The sequence below is a fragment of the Pseudomonas sp. 18175 genome (assembly GCF_050432925.1).
Lineage (GTDB): Bacteria > Pseudomonadota > Gammaproteobacteria > Pseudomonadales > Pseudomonadaceae > Aquipseudomonas.
Genome location: NZ_JBKFTO010000008.1, coordinates 64,964 through 84,063 on the forward strand (window position 1 = coordinate 64,964; position 19,100 = coordinate 84,063).

18 protein-coding genes are annotated in these 19,100 nt (G+C 59.6%); 13 read left to right on the forward strand and 5 right to left on the reverse strand.

Annotated features, from left to right (window positions below; translation table 11 throughout):
• Positions 1–24: 24 nt before the first annotated feature.
• From ACLD1Y_RS12925 to ACLD1Y_RS12940, 4 genes are all read right to left on the reverse strand, one after another.
• Positions 25–1,266 (reverse strand): DUF1173 family protein, encoded by a 1,242-nt coding sequence (locus ACLD1Y_RS12925; protein WP_429478336.1) that lies wholly within the window; start codon positions 1,264–1,266, stop codon positions 25–27.
• Positions 1,267–1,290: 24 nt separating this feature from the next.
• Complete coding sequence (locus ACLD1Y_RS12930; RefSeq protein WP_429478337.1) at positions 1,291–2,217, reverse strand: tyrosine-type recombinase/integrase; 927 nt, start codon at positions 2,215–2,217, stop codon at positions 1,291–1,293.
• A gap of 75 nt (positions 2,218–2,292) precedes the next feature.
• Complete coding sequence (locus tag ACLD1Y_RS12935) at positions 2,293–2,571, reverse strand: helix-turn-helix transcriptional regulator (protein ID WP_429478338.1); 279 nt, start codon at positions 2,569–2,571, stop codon at positions 2,293–2,295.
• A gap of 218 nt (positions 2,572–2,789) precedes the next feature.
• On the reverse strand, positions 2,790–3,515 hold the full coding sequence (locus ACLD1Y_RS12940) for a hypothetical protein (protein WP_429478339.1): 726 nt from the start codon (positions 3,513–3,515) through the stop codon (positions 2,790–2,792).
• Between the two features lie 313 nt (positions 3,516–3,828).
• On the opposite strand from ACLD1Y_RS12940, the gene ACLD1Y_RS12945 reads away from it, so the two are divergent.
• The 12 genes from ACLD1Y_RS12945 to ACLD1Y_RS13000 all read left to right on the forward strand — a co-directional run bounded on the left by ACLD1Y_RS12945 (position 3,829) and on the right by ACLD1Y_RS13000 (position 16,710).
• Positions 3,829–4,371 (forward strand): hypothetical protein, encoded by a 543-nt coding sequence (locus ACLD1Y_RS12945; protein ID WP_429478340.1) that lies wholly within the window; start codon positions 3,829–3,831, stop codon positions 4,369–4,371.
• Positions 4,372–4,488: 117 nt separating this feature from the next.
• Entirely contained in the window at positions 4,489–6,105 is a 1,617-nt protein-coding gene (locus ACLD1Y_RS12950) for an ATP-binding protein (RefSeq protein WP_429478341.1), read from the forward strand.
• Positions 6,092–7,078 carry a DUF7146 domain-containing protein gene (locus tag ACLD1Y_RS12955; RefSeq protein ID WP_429478342.1) on the forward strand — a complete coding sequence of 329 codons (987 nt, stop codon included), beginning with the start codon at positions 6,092–6,094 and terminating at the stop codon, positions 7,076–7,078. Before ACLD1Y_RS12950 ends, ACLD1Y_RS12955 begins: the two co-directional genes overlap by 14 nt.
• Before the next feature lie 272 nt (positions 7,079–7,350).
• The gene (locus tag ACLD1Y_RS12960; protein WP_429478343.1) at positions 7,351–8,412 is read left to right on the forward strand and encodes a hypothetical protein; all 1,062 of its coding nucleotides are present in this window, start codon (positions 7,351–7,353) and stop codon (positions 8,410–8,412) included.
• Positions 8,413–8,516: 104 nt separating this feature from the next.
• Positions 8,517–8,666, forward strand: coding sequence for a hypothetical protein (locus tag ACLD1Y_RS12965; RefSeq protein ID WP_429478344.1), 150 nt, complete (start codon positions 8,517–8,519; stop codon positions 8,664–8,666).
• Positions 8,667–8,881: 215 nt separating this feature from the next.
• On the forward strand, positions 8,882–9,175 hold the full coding sequence (locus tag ACLD1Y_RS12970; protein ID WP_429478345.1) for a hypothetical protein: 294 nt from the start codon (positions 8,882–8,884) through the stop codon (positions 9,173–9,175).
• An 11-nt stretch (positions 9,176–9,186) separates the two neighbouring features.
• Positions 9,187–9,837 (forward strand): hypothetical protein, encoded by a 651-nt coding sequence (locus ACLD1Y_RS12975; protein ID WP_429478346.1) that lies wholly within the window; start codon positions 9,187–9,189, stop codon positions 9,835–9,837.
• On the forward strand, positions 9,834–11,390 hold the full coding sequence (gene mobH / locus ACLD1Y_RS12980) for a MobH family relaxase (RefSeq protein ID WP_429478347.1): 1,557 nt from the start codon (positions 9,834–9,836) through the stop codon (positions 11,388–11,390). Before ACLD1Y_RS12975 ends, mobH begins: the two co-directional genes overlap by 4 nt.
• A 1-nt stretch (position 11,391) precedes the next feature.
• Positions 11,392–13,284 (forward strand): conjugative transfer system coupling protein TraD, encoded by a 1,893-nt coding sequence (gene traD / locus ACLD1Y_RS12985; protein ID WP_429478348.1) that lies wholly within the window; start codon positions 11,392–11,394, stop codon positions 13,282–13,284.
• Positions 13,281–13,889, forward strand: coding sequence for a DUF4400 domain-containing protein (locus ACLD1Y_RS12990; protein ID WP_429478349.1), 609 nt, complete (start codon positions 13,281–13,283; stop codon positions 13,887–13,889). Before traD ends, ACLD1Y_RS12990 begins: the two co-directional genes overlap by 4 nt.
• Positions 13,890–14,174: 285 nt before the next feature.
• Positions 14,175–15,644, forward strand: a complete 1,470-nt coding sequence (locus ACLD1Y_RS12995) for an RNA-binding domain-containing protein (RefSeq protein ID WP_429478350.1) — start codon at positions 14,175–14,177, stop codon at positions 15,642–15,644.
• 22 nt (positions 15,645–15,666) lie between these two features.
• Positions 15,667–16,710, forward strand: coding sequence for a hypothetical protein (locus tag ACLD1Y_RS13000; protein WP_429478351.1), 1,044 nt, complete (start codon positions 15,667–15,669; stop codon positions 16,708–16,710).
• 287 nt (positions 16,711–16,997) lie between these two features.
• On the opposite strand, the gene ACLD1Y_RS13005 is transcribed toward ACLD1Y_RS13000, so the two are convergent.
• Complete coding sequence (locus tag ACLD1Y_RS13005; protein WP_429478352.1) at positions 16,998–17,960, reverse strand: hypothetical protein; 963 nt, start codon at positions 17,958–17,960, stop codon at positions 16,998–17,000.
• Positions 17,961–18,266: 306 nt separating this feature from the next.
• Between ACLD1Y_RS13005 and ACLD1Y_RS13010 the strand changes: the two genes are divergently transcribed.
• Complete coding sequence (locus tag ACLD1Y_RS13010; protein ID WP_429478353.1) at positions 18,267–18,983, forward strand: hypothetical protein; 717 nt, start codon at positions 18,267–18,269, stop codon at positions 18,981–18,983.
• The last annotated feature ends 117 nt before the right edge of the window (positions 18,984–19,100 follow it).

Here is a 19,100-nt window from a genome sequence, read left to right on the forward strand (position 1 = left end):
TACCGGCGCCCCTCATGGTTCGGCTCACGACTGATGTGTACGACCTCGGGTGCGTAAATTGTGATCCGTAGAGGCGGATGCAGGCAGACACGGCAAACCGCGATCGGTCCACCAGCACCAGGCGCCGGCCAATGCACGCTCCTTGGCGATACGTTCCGATGCCTTCATAAAGGGGCTCAGCACATGCAGCGGCACGGGCGCATCTCCAGCATCCACCAGCAATGCATTGGCAAAGGCCGCCGCCTCACTAGCCGTCGCGTCATACCGCAACGGCTTGATAAAACGCCTGCGCTGCTCGATCAGTGCGTGAACCAACATTGCGTCATGCAAGCCCTCCACCGCTATCCATTCAGCCGTGGTCAGCATCAAGCTGGCTGCCTCCACCGCATAGGTGGACTCGCGCTTGGCGTAGACCAGCGCCGTGACAATCAACCGTAGAGGGATATCACTGTCAGCATCCCGCGCCTCGAACAATGCTGCGTAGCTATGTTGCAACCGTCTCCAAGTGGCGTCGTTCAGCAGCAGCGGCACCTCCGGCATGTGCTTGATCCAGAGCTTATGCCCCTGCCCGCCCGGTTCACAGCCTTTGAGCTCGCCCAGGATCAACGCCAGCGGTCGCTCTTCGCCCACCGGGTTGAGCAACGCCAGCTGTTGACGCCGCCGTTGTGCGATATCGGCTTTGTGCTCAAGGGTGAATTGTTCGGGCACATACAGGCGTTCGCTAAGGGATACACCCTTGACCCGAATATCCCGCGCCGCCGCCATCAGGTAATGATGGATCACTCGCTGTGAACGCTTCCCGGCCATGGCCGGACTCCAGCGATTGAAGCCGGCACGCTCGAACAAAAAGTGCGTCACCGCCCGCAAGCTCATGCGTCGCGCCGTGGCCTGCACCTCGCCGGGCTCCTCCTGTGCCGGGCCATGCACGACACTGCGTCCGCCCAACCGGGCCCACGGAAAATCCACGCGCAACTCAACCTGCCCCGGCACGTCTTCGCGCACCGCCTCCCCGAGCAATGCGCCCAGTCCAGACGCTGCCGCCTCGGGCGCATAGGCCGCGCAACCGGGATGGTGCAATTGACCAGTGTCGGGCATACGTTTGATCTGGTACTGCCGGTAGTGCGCGATATACATCTCCACGCCTCCCGGCACGCATAGGCAGCGCGGGCGTTCTGCAGTGCCATGCAGTTGCGCCAAATACGTTTGCAGGCGCGGATCGTCAGCTTCAAAAATATGCCCACCGAGGGCGAAATGACGTGTGCCCATGGTTGCCCTCCCATCGGGTCCGCGCTAGAGCAAGCGTTGGGTCAGGTCGGACAGCGTCGGACGCGGTCGGGGTAACAGCGCGCGCACTGCACTGTTATCGCGGATGCCAAGCAACACCCCGACTTGCGCCTCATCCGCACCGCACTCGTACAGCAATGCGGTTACGGTACGTCGGGCATCGCGACTGCTGAGGGCAGGCAAACCCGCCAGGCGAAACAGTTTGCGCAAGGCGTCCTGCATGCCCCGGCAGCGATGATGGGCAATGCCATCCACTTCGCTGCATTGCAGCGCATAAGCCTGACCGTAGGGGTTAAGAAATAGCGGGCTGTCGGGTGCCAGGCCCAGGTAGCGGTCACCCTCGCCCAGCCCATGCCCGCGCCGCACGCGTTCACGCAGATAATCGGTCAGGGCTGCGATCAGCCTAGGACTGGTGAGGTACAGCGGTCGCACATGAGCGTTATGGCTGACCTCGGCGCGGACTTCGCTACGCGTGCGCAACTGGCCGTTGGCATTCACGCAGTCGCTGACGGTCAAGCGGGCCAACTCCAGCGGGCGCATCCCGGTGGTGAACAGTAGGTAGAACAGCGCGAGGTCATGCGCGCTATGCCCCGAACGTGCGCGCAGTTGATCTATCGCCTGCTGCAGCATCTGACGATTCAACACCGGCGAGACCTCGCCGCATTCCACCGCAACAGTGCGCGCCAGGGCGCATTCGAGGGCTGGGCGATGCTCACGTAAGCGTCGCACAAAAGCCGCACTGTCGAGCGTCAAACCTTGGATGCCCACGCTGTGGATCAGATGCTCAACCAGCGCCTTGATCCGGCGCTCAACCACACTGCGCGCCAGCCCATGTCGACGGCCCACGGTCTGGTAGCTGTCGCCATCGAGCACCTCACGCAACATCACCACCAATTCGGCGTAACCGTGCGGATCCGTCAACCATGCGGGCATCGGTCCTACTCCCTCACGTTGCAAGTGGTCAAAAACGGAGAACGGCCACGCCGTTCTCCGTACAGGGGCACCCGATCAACCGGACCGCGTTTGATTGAACGATGAGTCCCCTCCTTGTGCCTGCATCCACGCCTGGACGTCCTCGGCGCGCCACACCGTGACGCGTTCGGACAGTTTCAGCGGGGCCGGAAAGCTGCCGGCCTGGACCCGGCGCCACAGGGTCGATTTCGACACCGGGATCAGCGCCAGCACCTGGACCTGGCGTAGGAACCCGCACAGCGGGACGCCCGGCAGCGGTGGTTGAAACGATAAAACGGAGGCGGCGCTAGGCACCGCCTGTTGTGTAGTGGACATGATCAAGCCTCCAGCGGCGGATGCCGCAGCAGGTCATGACCCCTCACTCGTTGTCGGCCTAGGTCAGACTCGTACCGACAACCAGGAACACCGAACGCATTGACGCACCCTGGGGTGTTCCGATCAGGGGGGCGCCGGGAGTCGTGCTCCCGCTTTCAGGGCTGGACAGATAAAGAGATCCAGCGGTCTCCGACGCTCACCACGGTGGCCGGCGTCCTTCAGTGCGAAGGCTCGTCGGGCAACGATGGTGGCGTCGTCTCAAGCGCGTCATCGTCGAGCAGAGCGGTCGCCGACAACTCAGTGCTCGTCTTCTCCTCGTTCTTCGGGTGCGTCGCTGTGCGGGCCGCGCCCAGGTTCATCCGCCGTCGCAAGCCGCTGGCAAAACGTCGCGCGCCGTTGGCGATATCGCGCACTTGGCGCTTGATCAGCGCACGTTGCTTGTCCACGGCCGCCGGGCTCAGCACTTCGTGAATCTCCAGGGTCTGCAACAACGGCATCAGCTGATCCAGCTTGCCCAGCACCTCCAGATAGCGTCGGCCGTTGGCGGACAGCACCCCGACTTCAACCTCCAGCGGCAGCGTGTCGTAGCTCGCGGCGTCGGTAATAGCCTGAGCCTTGAAGAGTGCCTCTGCCTCATCGATGGCGTCATTCAACACGGTGTTTATTCTTTCCAGTTGCTCGCGCAACACCGCTTCAACCTGGGCGATTTCGGCATGATCCAGCCGGGTACGGGCGATCACCGAAATGAAGTGGCTGTTGAGCTGCAAGGTCATAAACAGCCGCACAAAAAAACGTTTACCTTCCGGGCTGGCAAACCGCGCGCGCAGCTTGACGCTGGCCGCTTCGATACGCCGAAAATCGGCTTTGGTTTGTTTGGCCAGGATGCGGGCATTGACTCCGCCCTGATCGGTGCGCACCCAGTCGCTGTCGGTCATATCGGTCATACCGTCTGCTCCGATGTTGCCTGGGCTCATGATCGCGCAATCGCGCTGAATTGGGCGGGCAGAACTCCCACCAACATGCGGGCATTTCACTATTAGTGCGCGGGTTTGGCGGCTACGCCCTTGACCCGTGCACGCGCTGGTCCTAGGTTTTCGTCCAGTAGTACGCGGTAGCTGGCACACCGTTTCGACAGCGTCGAACAAGCCAGCCTTATCAGGTTGTTGGTGCCGGCGTTTAGAGCCGGCGATTGTCTACCCATGCGGGGTCATGCCCCGCGTTGGGGCTGTGCCTCGCTTTTTTCAGGAGGCCATGCCGATGCTCAGTCTTTGCACATCGTGTTGTTCGCCGCGCCTTGCCCACCCTGGGCCGGACGCGCTGACGGGCAGTCTTCCACTGGAAGGCATCCCGTCGTCCCCCCTCCCCTTGCCGACCGATTCGGTCGGCGACTGGAGCGAAGAAGAAGTGGTGTATTTACACTGGCGTCTGTTGCAAGACGTCGCGCAACTCGCCGACCCGGCCGCGCCGTTGGCCGAGAAGTTCGACACCCTGCTCTGGGTGTTTACCGAGCCGCATTACGACGCCCTGCCGTTCTCGTTCGCCACCTGTTTGCGGGTGGTCGGCTGCAATCCGTTATCGCCGATCGGCTACTGCGGCGCGGTGGATGTTGAGGAGGTCCGTGACCAGCTCCGCCATCAACTGCGGCGTTGGTTCGAGTGTTCATTGGAGGCTTACCCCGCGTGGGTGCAGCAACTGGTGCGCGAGCGACCTGACTGGGTTCACGCCCACCTGGACAAGAACCCGCAATGGCTCAATGAGCAACTCAAGAGCATGGCTGAACAAGGTGATTTGTTCAGCTGAGTGATACGCCGCCCCAGCCGGGGTGGCCCTGTGTGCGTTCACCGCCGGTGAGCGTTTCCCCTGACGGGCCTGCCCCGCTCAGGGGGAGTGCCCGTTGTTTGTACTGCGGAGGACATCATGTTTATCACCGTTAACATCCATCAGGCCAACGCGCTGCGTAACCAACGTTATGCCTTCACCGACCGGTTCACGCTGGTCTCGGAGTTGTTGCAGAACGCTCGACGGGCCGGCGCCAGCCGAATCGAGATGGTCTATGACGAGGCGCAACAGACGCTGCAGGTTCGCGACAACGGTACCGGCATCCAGGACTTTCAAACGCTGCTGAGTCTGCATGAAAGTGGTTGGGCCTCGGACCTGCGCGACGCCGAGCAGGCGTTCGGCGTGGGCTTTTCCCAATGCCTGTACCGGGCCCGGCATTGCCGTATCACTTCAGGCAGGCAGCGTATCGATTTCGACTGTGATGCCGCACTGGCCCAGCAGCCGATTGAGGTACTCAACGCGCCCGAGGCGCTCGACGGCACCTGTGTTGAACTGGACGGCGTCGAGCTGCCCGACTGGCAAGTCCGCATCGCTCAGTTGTGCATGGGCTTTCCGGTTCCTCTCCACCTCAATGGCCAGGAACTGCCACGGCCCTTGGCCCTGGCGGCGCTGAAGACCCAGCCCACCGAGATCGGCGAGGTGTTTCTATTGGGGCGTGACGATGGCTGCTGCACCCGTCAACTCCTGGTGTTTTTGCAGGGGTTTTGTGTGTGGCATTCGCCCTGGGGCCTCAATGAACTGGCCAATGTGGTGCACCTGGATCCACAGCAATTTTTGGCCCGCCTGCCGGACCGCGATAAGTTGCTGGACGAAGACCAGCAACTGGCACGCATTCACGCTGTGCTCGAACGCTGCTGGCAACAGGTGCTAGAAGAACGCGTGACCACGCTGGACGCTGAGCAGTTCCTGGCGCGTTACACCTACTGCGTACACCGCTGGAAGCAGCAGGCCTTGCTCAACCACCTGGACCTGTTACCAGAAGCCAACTACCAGGTGTTCCGTGACTACCCGGTGCAATCCCGCAACGGACTGGGCGAAGGCCTCCAAGCCGCCACCCACCCGCTTCACCGTCAACAGATAGAACGCGCGGCTGTGCAGTTGGTAGAGCTTGCGCCGCTGAACGAGTTAAATGCCGCCGTGTGGATGTTCGCCCGGGCCTGCAACTATCGGGTGTGTGAGCATCAGGCGTTGGACGAGCAGCATTGGGTTCATCCGCACGTAAAGGTGCTGGAAACCGAGGCGCTGCAAGTGACCGTGCTGCAGGAGCAGTATCGCGGGTGGTTCGAGAGTCGCTGGATCAGTGCGCCCGTGGTGCTGTGCGCCGCGGTCCGCCTGCAAATCGGCAATCGCATGGTCGATATCACGGATGAAGGGCTGTGCCACGACGCGGTGCTGTATATCCCGGCCGGCGAACGGTCAGGCCAGGTGGTGCGCCAGGCGATGAACTACGTCGATGAGCACGACTACGTGCATGAAGACGACGCCGAAGCGGACTCCGTGGCCTTGGCCGAGCTGGTTCGTCATCTGCGTAGCCGCGACCCGCTGCACACGTTACGCGCATTGTTGAGCGAGCTGCAGTTGGACCGCTACCCCGCATTGCAGGGCCAGCGGTTTGCAGTGAGCGTCGGCCACCAACCCAGCGACCTGGGCTTGGCGTGCCTGGACGTACAGGGAGGCGATCATGCTCAGCCCTGACTACCAGTCCCGCATCGATGCGGTGAAACAGCGCGCGCAGGGGCATTGGACCGACATCCTCGCCGGTCTCGGCGTGGACGCGGCCATCCTGCAAAAACGCAACCGGCCCTGCCCACTCTGCGGCGGCACGGACCGCTTCCAGTACACCGACAAGTTCGGCCAGGGCAACTACCACTGCCGCAAATGCGGCGCCGGGGACGGATTCAACCTGCTGCAAGCGGTGACCAGTAAGGATTTTCATACCTTGCTGGTGGACGTGGAACACTACCTGCGCCTGTCGCCGGCTGATGCGGCCAACAGCGCCGCCGCGCCCTCGCCGGAACGTATGAAACAACTGGCACGGCGCTTGTGGCAGGAAGCCCGGCCCGTGCAAGCGGGTGATGAAGTGGATCGTTACCTGCAAGGCCGCAGGCTGGAGCTGGCGGTGTACCCGCCGGTGCTGCGCTGCCATCCGGCGCTGGCGTATTACGAAAAGGATCAGGCCGGCAAGTCGCGCAAGGTAGCCGAATACCCAGCCCTGCTCGCGTGCGTACAGGGCGCGGATGGGCATGGCGTTTCCGTGCATCGGACCTACCTGCACAACGGCGCCAAGGCCCCGGTCGCCGAACCGCGCAAGCTGCTGACCGCCTGTGACGGTGGCGCCGTACGGCTGTTCGCCGCCGCCGAGGAACTGGCGGTGGCCGAGGGCCTGGAAACCGCGTTGGCGGTGCACCTGGCCACCGGCAAGCCGATCTGGATGGCACTTAACGCCGGCAACCTGGAAAAGCTCTGGTTGCCGGCCCAAGTGCGGCGGGTGCTGATCTATGCCGACAACGACGCCGACGGCGATTTCACCGGCCAGGCCTGTGCCTATGCCCTGGCCCGCCGCCTGCGACGCATGAGCGCAGACGGAACCCCGCGTGAGGTGCAGGTGTTTGTGCCCAAACAGCCCGGCAGCGACTGGGCCGATGTCTGGTACAGCAAAAGCGCGTGACCTGAGGGGTGGCGCGGCGCAGGCCGCCCACCCGCTTTTTCAGTGCCGCTGCCTTTTCGGCGGCGGCAGCGAAAAAGCCTAAACCTTCCACCGTTCGACCCGGGATCGCTGTCTGCCCGGATACGCCTATGACGCATCGAAGACAGCCCTGAAGTGACCGCACGGCGCCCGCCGTGCCTGATCTGGACCGATCAACCGATTGGCCCATTAACCCTGTCGGGGCTTTCCCCGTCAGGGGAGGCACGTCCCCGTATCCATCGAGGATAAGCATGATGAAAACTGGATGCACACTGCAAAGCCTGGCCCAGGAACTGGAGCGCCAGCAACACGCGAAGAAAGACCTGGTCCTGGCCTCGTCATTGATGCGACACAGCACCGATGAGCAGGGTCAGACCCAGTTGCTGGTCAACGAACAGCAGGGGCTGACGCGTTACGGCGTGACGCCTCTGGCGCGCCAGCAACTGGCCGAGAAACTGCGCATTCCGTTCACCTATTTTGAGCGCATGCGCCAAAACGAACCGGCCCTGCTGGATCGCAACGTCAATACTTGGCTGAAGAGCGGCGAACGGCGGATGCTGCGCACCCTCGACGGCAAGGTCCGCGCGGTGTTGTCGGAACGCTACCGCCGCCTGGACAACTACGCGTTGGCCGACAGCGTACTGCCGCTGCTGCAGCAACTGCCGCACGTGCAGTTCATGTCAGTGCAACTGACCGACACACGGATGTACCTCAAGTGCGTGACACCGCGACTGCACTATGAAGTAGCCCCCGGCGATATGGTTCAGGCCGGGGTGGTCATCTCCAATTCGGAGGTCGGCCATGGCTGCCTGTTGGTGCAACCGCTGCTGTATCGGCTGATCTGCCGCAATGGCCTGATCGCTTCCGACCCAACCCTGCGCAAAACCCATCTGGGCCGTGTGGCGGTTGACGACGAGGCCGCATTGACGGTGTTCCAGGATGACACCCTGCGTGCCGACGACCAGGCGTTCTTCCTGAAAGTGCGCGATGTGGTGCAAGCGGCGGTGTCGGAGGTGACCTTCCGGCAACTGGCGCAGAAGCTGCAAAAGACTCGCGGCATCCCCCTGACCGGTAACCCGGTCTGCACCGTCGAGTTGCTGGGTCAGCGTTTCGGCCTGAACGAGGGTGAGCGCAGTGGCGTGCTCTGCCACCTGATCCAGGGCGGCGAGCTGTCCGGCTATGGCCTGGTCAATGCAGTGACCCACTACAGCGCCGAAGTGGAGGACTATGACCGTGCCACCGACCTGGAAGCCTTGGGCGGCAAGCTGATTGAGTTGCCGTCACGAGAGTGGAAACAGTTGGCGGAAGCGGCCTGAACCGTCTATCCGGCGATGAACGCCGGCGGGCGCCCCTCGGTTGGAGGGCGCCCGTTTGGCTTGTTAGGCTGGTCAACTGAAAACCTAACGCTTGGGAGGAACCCATGAAAACGACTGAGCAGATCGATGACTTGCGCCAACGCTGGCAGGAGGCACGCGAGGACAACACGCCCGGCGCCCCGGTCGACGAGGTGCTGGATCGCCTGGAGCAAAAATATCAGACGCTGGCGGATACTCAGGACACGAGCGAGTAATACCGTTGTCGTGACCCCACGCAAGACCGCGATCTCCTGAACGACGCCCGGTTGCTACCCAGAATTTGCCTGGCATTGCCAGGGTCAATGGCCTCGCCCTCTTGCCCTGGCTACCGGCGCGCGCTCCACTGCGCATTCAGACAAACGGGCCACAGAGCCCGTCGCCGAGCCAGGCCACCCGAGCGTAACGGGCTGGCCGCTGCCGGGAGGAGATCATGGATCAGTTGGCTCTCACTGATGTACAGGCCACCAACCTTTACCAATTGCAGACCATCTGCCTGGCGCTGGCTCGCGACCCGCAGGCGGCCGTGCGGCACTACGAGTTGACCCGCGAACACGCCGACGCCCTGCAGCACCTCAGTGCCGATGAACTGTGGCGGTTAGTCAGCCGGGTTGGCCCGCACACCTTGTTTCCCTTGCGGCGGGATTGGCAGCAGTTGGCGGACTGCCCCGACTCACTGACGCCAGCCCACGCAGTGGCGCATAACGCGCTGGCCGGGCGGCACTGAGGTGGACGGCGATGCACACGTTGTTTGCCCAACAGCGCCTGTCGCAGTACGCAGAAGCCCGCGAGTATGTCGAGTTGGGCGCCCGGCTGGTGACCGTGCAACGCCTGACCGGCTTGCGTCCACCCGACCTGCACCGTTGGTTTTTCCGAGACCCCAGGCAGGCGCAATTCGGCCGGCCACCGAATGCGGTGCAGTGGTACACGCTGGCCAATCTGTTGCAGCGGGTCGACGCCTGCTTGTTCGCGGCGCCGTTCCAGCGCCTGATCACACGGGGCTTTGCCCCTAAAGCGGCGCTGCTCAACGCCTATCGCGGCTACCTGGAACTGGGCCTGTGCCAACCACGAGTCGACTTCGACCGCGCCGTAGACCTGGCCGGGCATATAGCCGGTCTCTGGCTGACCCACACCGCGCATCTGATCGTGCTCACCTGCCCACTCTGTGCCTGCGACACCTTGAGCACGCAGGGCCTAAAAACACCCTTGGACTGCCCGTTCTGCCAGTTGCAGTCGCGCTACCCGCGCGACAAACGCGTACGGGTGCACTTCCCCACTCCCGTGCCGCGCCAACTCGCCATGCCGCGGCTGGGCATCAGCGCCTTCTGTCCCGGCTTATCCCAACCCACGTCTACGCCGCCCTCGTTTTCGCGCAGAGCCCAGCGATGAGCCAACCCCTTTCGCCCTCACCGACACAAGAGTTGACGGCCCTGCCAGTGTCGCAGGTACTGGCGCAGCATCAGGAATGGATTGAGCGGATTCGCGTGTGCTACGGCGCCGAGCGCCAGCACTTTGAACACGAGGTGTTGAGCGTCATCGAAGGTTATGCGGCCTATGTGCACTTACTGCCAGCGACGCCAGCAGATGCCTTTTGTGAACCAGGCGGCTTGCTGCGCCTGGGCTTGGAGACCGCGTTCTACAGCCTGCAAGGCAGCGACGGGCAAATCTTCGCCGGGCGTGCCAGCCTGTCCAGCCGCCGCCACCTGGAACCGCGCTGGCGACTGGCGGCGCTGATCGCCGGTCTATGCGCCGAAGCCTACCGGCCGCTGGCACAGATGCGGATCACTTCGCCCAACGACGCAGCCTGGCCGGCGGCGCTGGAGCCACTGGCACACTGGTTGCGAAACAACGACGTGGAACGTTATGCCGTGGGTTGGCGAGCGAACCTAGCGGAAGCGCGCAGCCTGAACCTGTTCGTCTTGCCGCATCTACTGCCCGCCGGAGTGTTGCGGCATCTGGCCGATAGCAATGAAGTGATTATCCCGCTGTTGCTGAACAGCCTGGCCAATGAACCGCAACACACGTCACCCAACCAGCTATTGGATCTGGTGCGACGCGCACAGAGCGTGGTGATTGATCGGCAACGACGTCAGTACGCCGGCTGCCACATCACATTCGCTCGCCCACCCTCCCCGCACCAGGCGCTCGACGCTGCACTGCGCCAACTGTGTCAGCACAACCCCGCGTGGTGGCCAAACCGCCCGAAGAGCCGGCTGTGGTGGGGAGCAGACGGCGTTTTTTTGATCTGGCCGGGGGCCGCTGCCGAACTGCATCGGGCGCTGCACGATGTGCTGCAGACGAAGCTGCCGGACGATCCCGAGGCCTTGTTGCCCTGGCTGGCCGACGCAGAACTGCTGCAGGCAACCCCGGCGGCGGACTTGCTTTGGCCTATCCAGCCACCGCCCGCCCAGACGCCGCAGACCGCCCTCAAACTGCTGGACAGCCCACCCTGTTGGGCGGACCTGGACCCAAAGCCCACGCCGCTGGACCAATGCCTAATGCCTCCGCCCATCGCGCGCCCGCCCACCCTAGCGCCCGAACAGTGGCCCTTGCCGTTGGAGCCAGAACCGGAACCATCCGCCCCCGAACAACCACCGCCCTTGATCTTGCAGGCACCGCTCCGCCTGAATCCGACCGTACGCGATGCGCTCACCCTGGCCCTGCCCACCCTGTACGCCCCCTGCGCCACCGCCCAGGTGCGCACCGTCGCCGAGGGCCTGTTTGTACCGCTGAGCACGTTTGAGCAGCACCGCGTGTTGCCGGCGGCCGCGCTACGTGCACTGGACGACGCCGGCATGCTGGTGCCGTCAGCGACCGACGCCGCCCCCACCCACACGCGCGACTTTGCGGGTACACCCACCCACGGCGTCATCATCGCACCGCGCTTTATCGGTGGACTGGACCCGGCCGCCTTCATCCCCCCGACGGAGCCGGAGCCCTGAAATGTTGCGTCGTTACGAAATGCCCTGGCGCCGCGCCTATGAGCTGTATGCCGCGATTGCCTGGGGCCTGGGCCTTTTGTGGCTGGTCGCCGTCGGCCTGCCCGGCTGGCTGCATCCACGCCTGGCCCTGCCGTTGGCGCTGTTGTGCCTGCTGCTGGCGGTACGGCGCCTGGCCCAGGCCCTGCAGGTCTTGATCCTCCGTGCTTCGCTGGTCGGCCATGCCATGCAAACCCTCAGCACCCGCGAACTGGCCCGCTGGTGCCAAGCACCGGATCAAGTGTTCCTCGGTTTCGGTTTCGAGTGGCAGCCGCAGCATTCCCAGCGCCTGTATGAGCTGGCCAAGATCGACTACCGCGACCTGCTCGCCCCGCCCCGCGTCTTGCGCTGGCTGGGCTACCGCCGCCCACCCCAACCCGACGCCGAGATCGGCCTGCCCTACCTGCACGGCGTCGAACCCCAGGAGCAGGCGCTGTACCGCCCACTGCAGAACTTCGAGGGCGGCACCCTGCTGGTTGGCACCACCCAGTCCGGCAAGGGCGTGGCCCTGGCCACCCTGATCACCCAAGCCGTCCGCCGCGGCGACGTGGTGATCGTGCTTGACCCGAAAAACAGCCAACGCCTCAAGCGTGTTGTGCAGCGTGCCTGCGACGATTACCGCGAACCCGGCACCTTCCTTGAATTCCACCCCGCCTTCCCCGAACACGGCGTGCGCCTGGACTTCACCTTCAACTGGCAAAAGCCCACCGAAATCGCCTCACGCATCCAATCGGTACTCCCGCCGGACACCGGTGGGGCCTTTGCCGCCTTCGCCTGGGATGCGGTCAACGTGGTGGTGCAGGCGCTGGTCGATATCGAAGAACGCCCCAACCTGCTCAAGCTCACCCAATGCATCGAAGGCGGCATCGAACCGGTACTGGAACGCTCGCTGTCCCGCTACTACGAACAGCAACTGGGCCACGGCTGGCGCGAGCAGGCCACCCTGAAAAAGCTCCTGGACGACGCCCGGCGCGGCAAGCTCAAACGCCCCTCGGACGCGACCAGCCCACAATTGCTGGCCCTGGTCAGCTACTACGAGCACCACCTGCCCGCCGCCCAACGCACCAAGGTGCTCGACGCCCAGGTGCGCACCTTCCGCCACAACCGCGAGCACTACCAGAAGATCACCGCCAACCTGCTGCCGATCCTGTCGATGCTGACCTCCGGCGACCTCGGCCGCAGCCTCTCACCCGACCCGTTCGACCCCCACGACCTACGCCCGATCATGAACTTCGAAAAGATCGAACAGGCCGGCCATGTGCTGTACATGTGCCTGGACTCCCTGCCAGACCCCGCCGTGGCCTCGGCCATCGGCGCCCTGGCCCTGGCCGACCTCGCCGCACGCGCCGGCATGCGCTACAACCTCGGCGGCGGCCGGCGCATCGCCCTGTTCGTCGACGAAGTGGCCAACGTCATCAATGCCCCGCTGATCGAACTGCTCAACAAAGGCGCCGAAGGCGGCGTCTACACCACCTGCGCCATGCAAACCCTCGCCGACCTGGCCGAACGCCTCGGCAGCGAACACGCCGCACGCAAGGCCCTGGGCAACCTCAATAACCTGATCGCCCTGCGCAGCAAGGACCGCCCGACCCAGGACTTCATCGTCGAAACCTTCGGTAAAACTGCCGTCCACAGCCTGCGGCACGGCCTGTCCAGCGGCGCCGACGCGCACCTTGGCGACTTCTCGTCGAGCCACTCAACCACAGTGATTGAAGGGTTCGAAGAACGCGTACCGGCCGACATGCTGGGCAAACTGCCTAACTTGCAGTACTTCGCCTCCGTCTCGGGCGGGCGCCTGCTGAAAGGGCGCTTTCCCATCATCGTGCCGGACAGTGAAGACATGGAGGAACCGCCATGATCCGCGCCATCGCCGTGACGTCGCTGGTGACCTTGCTGATCCTGGTGCTGTACCTGCCCTCGGCGCATCCACCCGAGCGGTTCTTGGCGCAACTGCGGACGGAGCATGTCGCCAGCATTTCCTTCTGGGGACCGGAGGCCGCGAACCGCATTCTTAACCGCGCCTTGCGCCTGCAGGGCGACACGGCCCAGATCACGCCCTTACCCAAGCCCTCCGCCACACCGGACAACGCCACGGCGCAGGAAATGAGCGCGATGAACCGGCGGCTATTCAACAACCCCTACTTCCGCTCGATCGACGCCCTACTCCTGCTCGCCAGCTACCGCGCCGCCGTGCTGCTGGAGTGGTTGCCCTGGCTCGCTGGGCTGATCGCCGTGATGGTCATCGACGCCAGCCTGCAGCGCAGGATCAAGGCCAAGGAGTTTCGGCAGCACGATCCAGAGTTGTTTGCGTTGTATGCCGGGCTGGGGATTTTTACGGCGTGTGCCAGTGTGTTGGCGTGCGCGGCGCCGGTCACTTGGCATCCGATGGTGATGCCGCTGCTGCCGCTGGTGGTGGGGCTTTGGGGGAGTCTGGCGTGGGGGCACTATCATCGGAGGGGATAGGTTTCATTCCAGCATCCACGCAACATTCCATTGTGCTTATAGACACCACTTCAGAGTCAATGTAGCTTTTTGACATCGTGATCATGGATCGTACCGAAAGTCTGCCAAGAGGGAACTGGAGTGCTAGTAAAATCCCTTCACCCAACCAATTTCAATATGCGCCCATCACTCGAGCAACCTATAGTTCTGGCCTCGTTACTAAAAAACAGGCAGGTGACCTGAAATTTCCAGTTGTAATAAATCTATCCCATAACTTTTAAACAAACGACAATAGATAGGCATACAATGGCAACCGAAAGCGAAGTCAGCATCGGTGGAACGTATCTTGGCGGAACAGCTAGATATCTTGGGGACGAGCAAGCGTCACTCTTCAATTCATCCGATCTTGTGGCAACTGGAGATATCAAGGACGACTCATTCCGTCGAGTCTACAGCATTAGTATTGCAGAACTCCGTCGCCGTCTAGAAGCACTTGGTTATTCACTGCCCCAGGTACGTAATGAGATAGTTTCAAATTTAAGAAACGGCTACAAAGAACTCGAAGCAGACGCCCCAACTCAATGCAAAGAATTTCTCGACTATGGCTGCTCAATAACAATCGAACAGCTTATCGAACTAGCCCAACAGTGGAAAACATCAGACAAAAGCGAATGGAACTATCTGTCCCAATTTAACATGGATAACTTTCCAGAGACTCTTCTTGAATTTATTCAAGGGTGCAGCTCCGAACTCCTATTACCCTCTCAAAATATTTGGCTGCACGGCCACTATTTCGAGCGACTACTATGCGAAGTTCATACAGATGACGAGCTATTTGAAATAGATTTCACGCAACTTATCCGTGCCGGCTATTACAAGCCTGACGCTCAACCAATTTCCGATGATTTCGACCATTCGCTTACGCGATTTCATCCGCGCGCCTTCAGACTCATGGATACCCTGACGGAAGAGGAGTCCGATACACTCGAATTCAAGTCCGTGTCGGCAGGCAATCCATCCAAAGCCATTGCTAAGCAACTGCCGAAGTACCTCATTGGCTTTCTGAACAACAAAGGTGGTCAAGTTTTGTTCGGCGTAAGCGATGCCGGCATCGCTGAAGGAGTTTCGCTCAATCGCAATGATCGTGACTTGTTATATCGCGAGATTGCAGCCGCCACCTTATGTATCACACCGAATATAGCTCAAACTGAAGTTAAAGTAGAGCTACGCCCTTTGATTAGTGCTGGCACGGAAGTAAGTGATAAATTCGTTGTTGACATTTCCGTTCCATGCGGCAGACCCAACGAAATGTACTTCACAACTAGTGGAGAGACCTGGTATAGGTTCGGCACAACTACGAACTCACTTACAGGGCACAAGTTATTTAATCACATATGCGCCCGCTACAGCTCGGCCGACAATTTACTCAGAGCCGTAACCCAACGTTATCACGCAGCTACCGATGAAATACGACGTATGGAGCAAGACGAGGCCCGTTCCCAAGCAGATCTCGCAGAAAAGAAAGACGAGTTGTCGGCATTGCGGGAAAGTGTATCTTCCGCCTGGAAACTACTCAAAGAAACAGATCTGATCTGTCCATCCTGCGACTCTCCGATCGCGCGCAGACATTCTTTTGAAGAAACCCTATCAATCGGCGGGAAAGATATAGGCGCAGATTGCGAATACATCGAGTATACCTGCGGCTATTCCACTCGAGACGATCGCACCGAACCGTTATCGCCATGCTCAAACAAAGCCCAACCGCAGTCCGAATGAAGCCCTCCTCAGGAGACGGTTAATGAGCCAACAACGCTTGAACCCTGAATTGGATGCACAAAAATTAAGAGAAAATGCACTCACTTCGATCCGACTCGGCATTGAAGATTTTGAAAGATGCCAAACGGCTCCGAGTTCCGGAGGCGACCCAGCTCGTGCCCTCTCCGCAGTACGGAATCTTTTCGCGGGAGTACTGCTGCTGTTCAAGTACAAAATTGCCATTTCGGTGGACGATCCCAACGACGCCGCATCACTCATTTTCACACCTCCAGAAGTTCTACCCCAAAGCGATGGCAATGGAGGCGTCGAGTGGGCACCCAAAGGAAAATTCAAGCCGACAACCATTGATGTAGGAACAATTAAAAAACGGTTTGAAGGCTTCGAAATCAACGTTGATTGGAAGGTGGTAGAGAGACTTCAGAACTGCCGCAATCATCTGGAACATCTGCATCCTGCAACGACATTAGGTGAGGTCGCTGATTTCGTCGCAGAGCTCTTTCCGGTGGTGCGTGACTTCATCCAGGTCCAGCTGGAAGAACCCCCAGCTGATATTTTGGGCACAGCTTGGCAAACCATGCTGCTGCATCACAGCTTCTTCGTGGATACGAAAGAACAATGCAGAAAGGCTTGGGCAGCAGCAAATGTTCCAGACGGCATGACACCTTGGCTTGACGAAAGCCAATGTGAAGAGTGTTCGTCTTCTCTACTGACCCCCGGCCCACTATTTATTGATGATGGTGCGAGTGTAGAAAGGGACGAAGATACCTTTGAATATCTATGTTTGGCATGCGGCAATACCGACCTCATTGTTCCACTCATCGTCGAAACTTTAAACAAAGCTCACGACTATGATCCACGGGATGGAGAGGAGCCCAGCGTAGAAGACTGCATAGAGTGCGGGCATGGGACATTTGTTATTTATGAACAGAATTGTCTGTGGTGTAAGACAGAGCTTGAGTACACAGAGTGCTGGATCTGTGAAGAAGGTTTAGGCCAGAGTGATCAGGACAATGGAGGGCTTTGCAGTTACCACGCACACACTTATGAAAAGGCAATGCGGGAGTGATCGTTATCATCAGCCATTGCGAAGAAAGAAGGTCGACATGGCTGTAGCGGTGCCCAACTGCGGATGTCGCGGACGGTCTACAAGCCGCTGATAGTGGTGCGCCCCGATTAGACTTGAACTAAATCCTCAACAATGAAGTGATTGAAGTGTGTCACCCCCTGGCTATACGTTCAGAGCGGTGCTGAACCTACCTCTGATCCACAGATTACATGGGGTGAGCCCTATTAACATGTTCGAGCGCACATTGGAGCGTGTTTTGAAATTTATCGCAGGGCTCCCACTCTGCGTTAGAGCGAGTAAATCTTCTCGTGCCTGCTACTCTTCCTGACTTTCGTCGTTTCGAACGCATAGTCATTCTCATCGAAATTACACTCGGAAATAAAATGAGTGTAATTCAAACTCTTCACGCGGGTCATAGCCTTACTTTTACGCAGGTCTGTCGCCTTATTCTGAATATTCATCTCAGGCGAGAAGTAATTGATCAAACCGGCCTCCACGGCAAGCACGAGATTTTCTTCCCCCAGGCTCTCATAGTCGCAGGGTTGTTTGATGACTATACCGTCGCGAGACGCCACTGCCTCGAATCGTGGTGTAAAGAAGTAAAGATAGATTTCCGCATCATCCTCGCATTCTGCCTGAGCTTGCTGCACGCGCTTGTGACCGTTCATTCTGTCGTACAGCTCCATGGACTTGCCGATGTACATGATTTCGTATTTTTCCGGAAGGTCATCGGTAATACGCAGCAGTTGATGAGCAAAGATGATATGTCTGTTTTTATCCGCGGGCGTCGGGTCTGCAGGTGTTAGAAAATGGTAGGCGATTGCTCGATCCGCGCGTTCCTTTTCCCCTCTTCCGGGCATGATGGCTGCGATCAAGGGCTCGCGCTTCAGCAAGCGCCCATACTCATCCGCAGACGTGACATATTGAATCATTGATTGCAAGTATTCCGGGGTCGGAAAGTATTTTTTATTGATAGCCGGCGCGCCATGTATTAGCTGAGCGATGTCGACCTTGTGTGAGCGCGACAGCATGCCCTGTGAAGCATACTTAAACACGACCTGGCACTTTTTGCTTAGGCGGACACTGGAAAACCGTGCTTTGCGCCGCTTGACAAGAAAATAGATTCGTCCGCTCCTGAATCTACCCACCGCCTCTAGCGGTTGCTGGAATTCGCGATACAATTTTTCAGCCGTAATGAAAAACCCATCTACCAGATGAGATTTAAGAATTTTGAACGGTGGTTTTATCATAGCGACTCCTTAGGAAATTCCATTCCATAACACCGAGGCCATCATACTGAATCGCTTGTAGCTATGTAGATGCTGAGTGACTGGCCTTGGCCGAAGGCCAGATTTTGGCCGCTACCCCCCGTTTGCCGCAGGCTAAGATCGGCACCGTCCCGCCTATCAATTATTCCGATCTAGCCTCTGCCCCGTCTTCTTCCTACCGCTCGAAAATCAGCTTATCTACGTTCGTATCCTCGTCATTGTAGATATTCTAAATCTAGTCCGCATATGGCAAAGTGATGACTACGCATCACTATCCACGGATGACATATGGCGATCCCCAGCGACGTGCTTCAGGCAGTACGAAACAATCCAGTTGACGGAGGCATAGCTGTATGCCGGCATGCCCTGAAAGAGTCCGAACCAGATAGGAATTACTCGGGAGATTGGACTGAGGAGAATCATGATGTCTTGATCGAAGCTGCTGCCCTTCTTTTGCAGCTTGAGGATCAGGAGATGATATCGCATTCTGTTTCTCCTCCTGACCTTGACGGAGCGATGGGATATGTTTGCAACCAGCTGAGAAGATTTTTGCAGGAAGTGCAAAGTGATCTGGTGGGCAAGTCATCTAGCAGCAAACTGGAGGATCTTAAGAAGCGATTCTCTGTTTCTCTTACTGATGGCTTCGGGTACGAGTTTACTGATGGGGATTTGAAGCGTATTCAGCAACTAATCAATGAGTTGCGTGAAATGGTGAACGCCAACACCGAGTTGGATGACGCACATAAGCAGCGCATGCTTAAACGCCTAGAAAAGATGCAATCAGAGCTGCATAAAAAAATGTCTGATATCAGTCGCTTCTATGAGTTGATGGGAGATGCAGGCGTTGCTCTGGGTAAGTTAGGCGAGGGTGCCAAACCATTCGTGGATAGGATCAAAGAGATAGTTGATATTGGATGGAAATCGCAAGCTCGTGCAGAGCAATTGCAATCGGATGCTGAGAATCCACTGCTTGGTCACGAACCAGAGTCAAAGTTTTTGGACTGATATAGAACAGTATTTTCTAGCTAATAGCTCCAATAACATCTGGCACGCGTCACGCGTCAAGGACGTCGCCATGAAGGCGTGGATTTGGGCTACTGGATTGGTTCGAATGATAGCAAG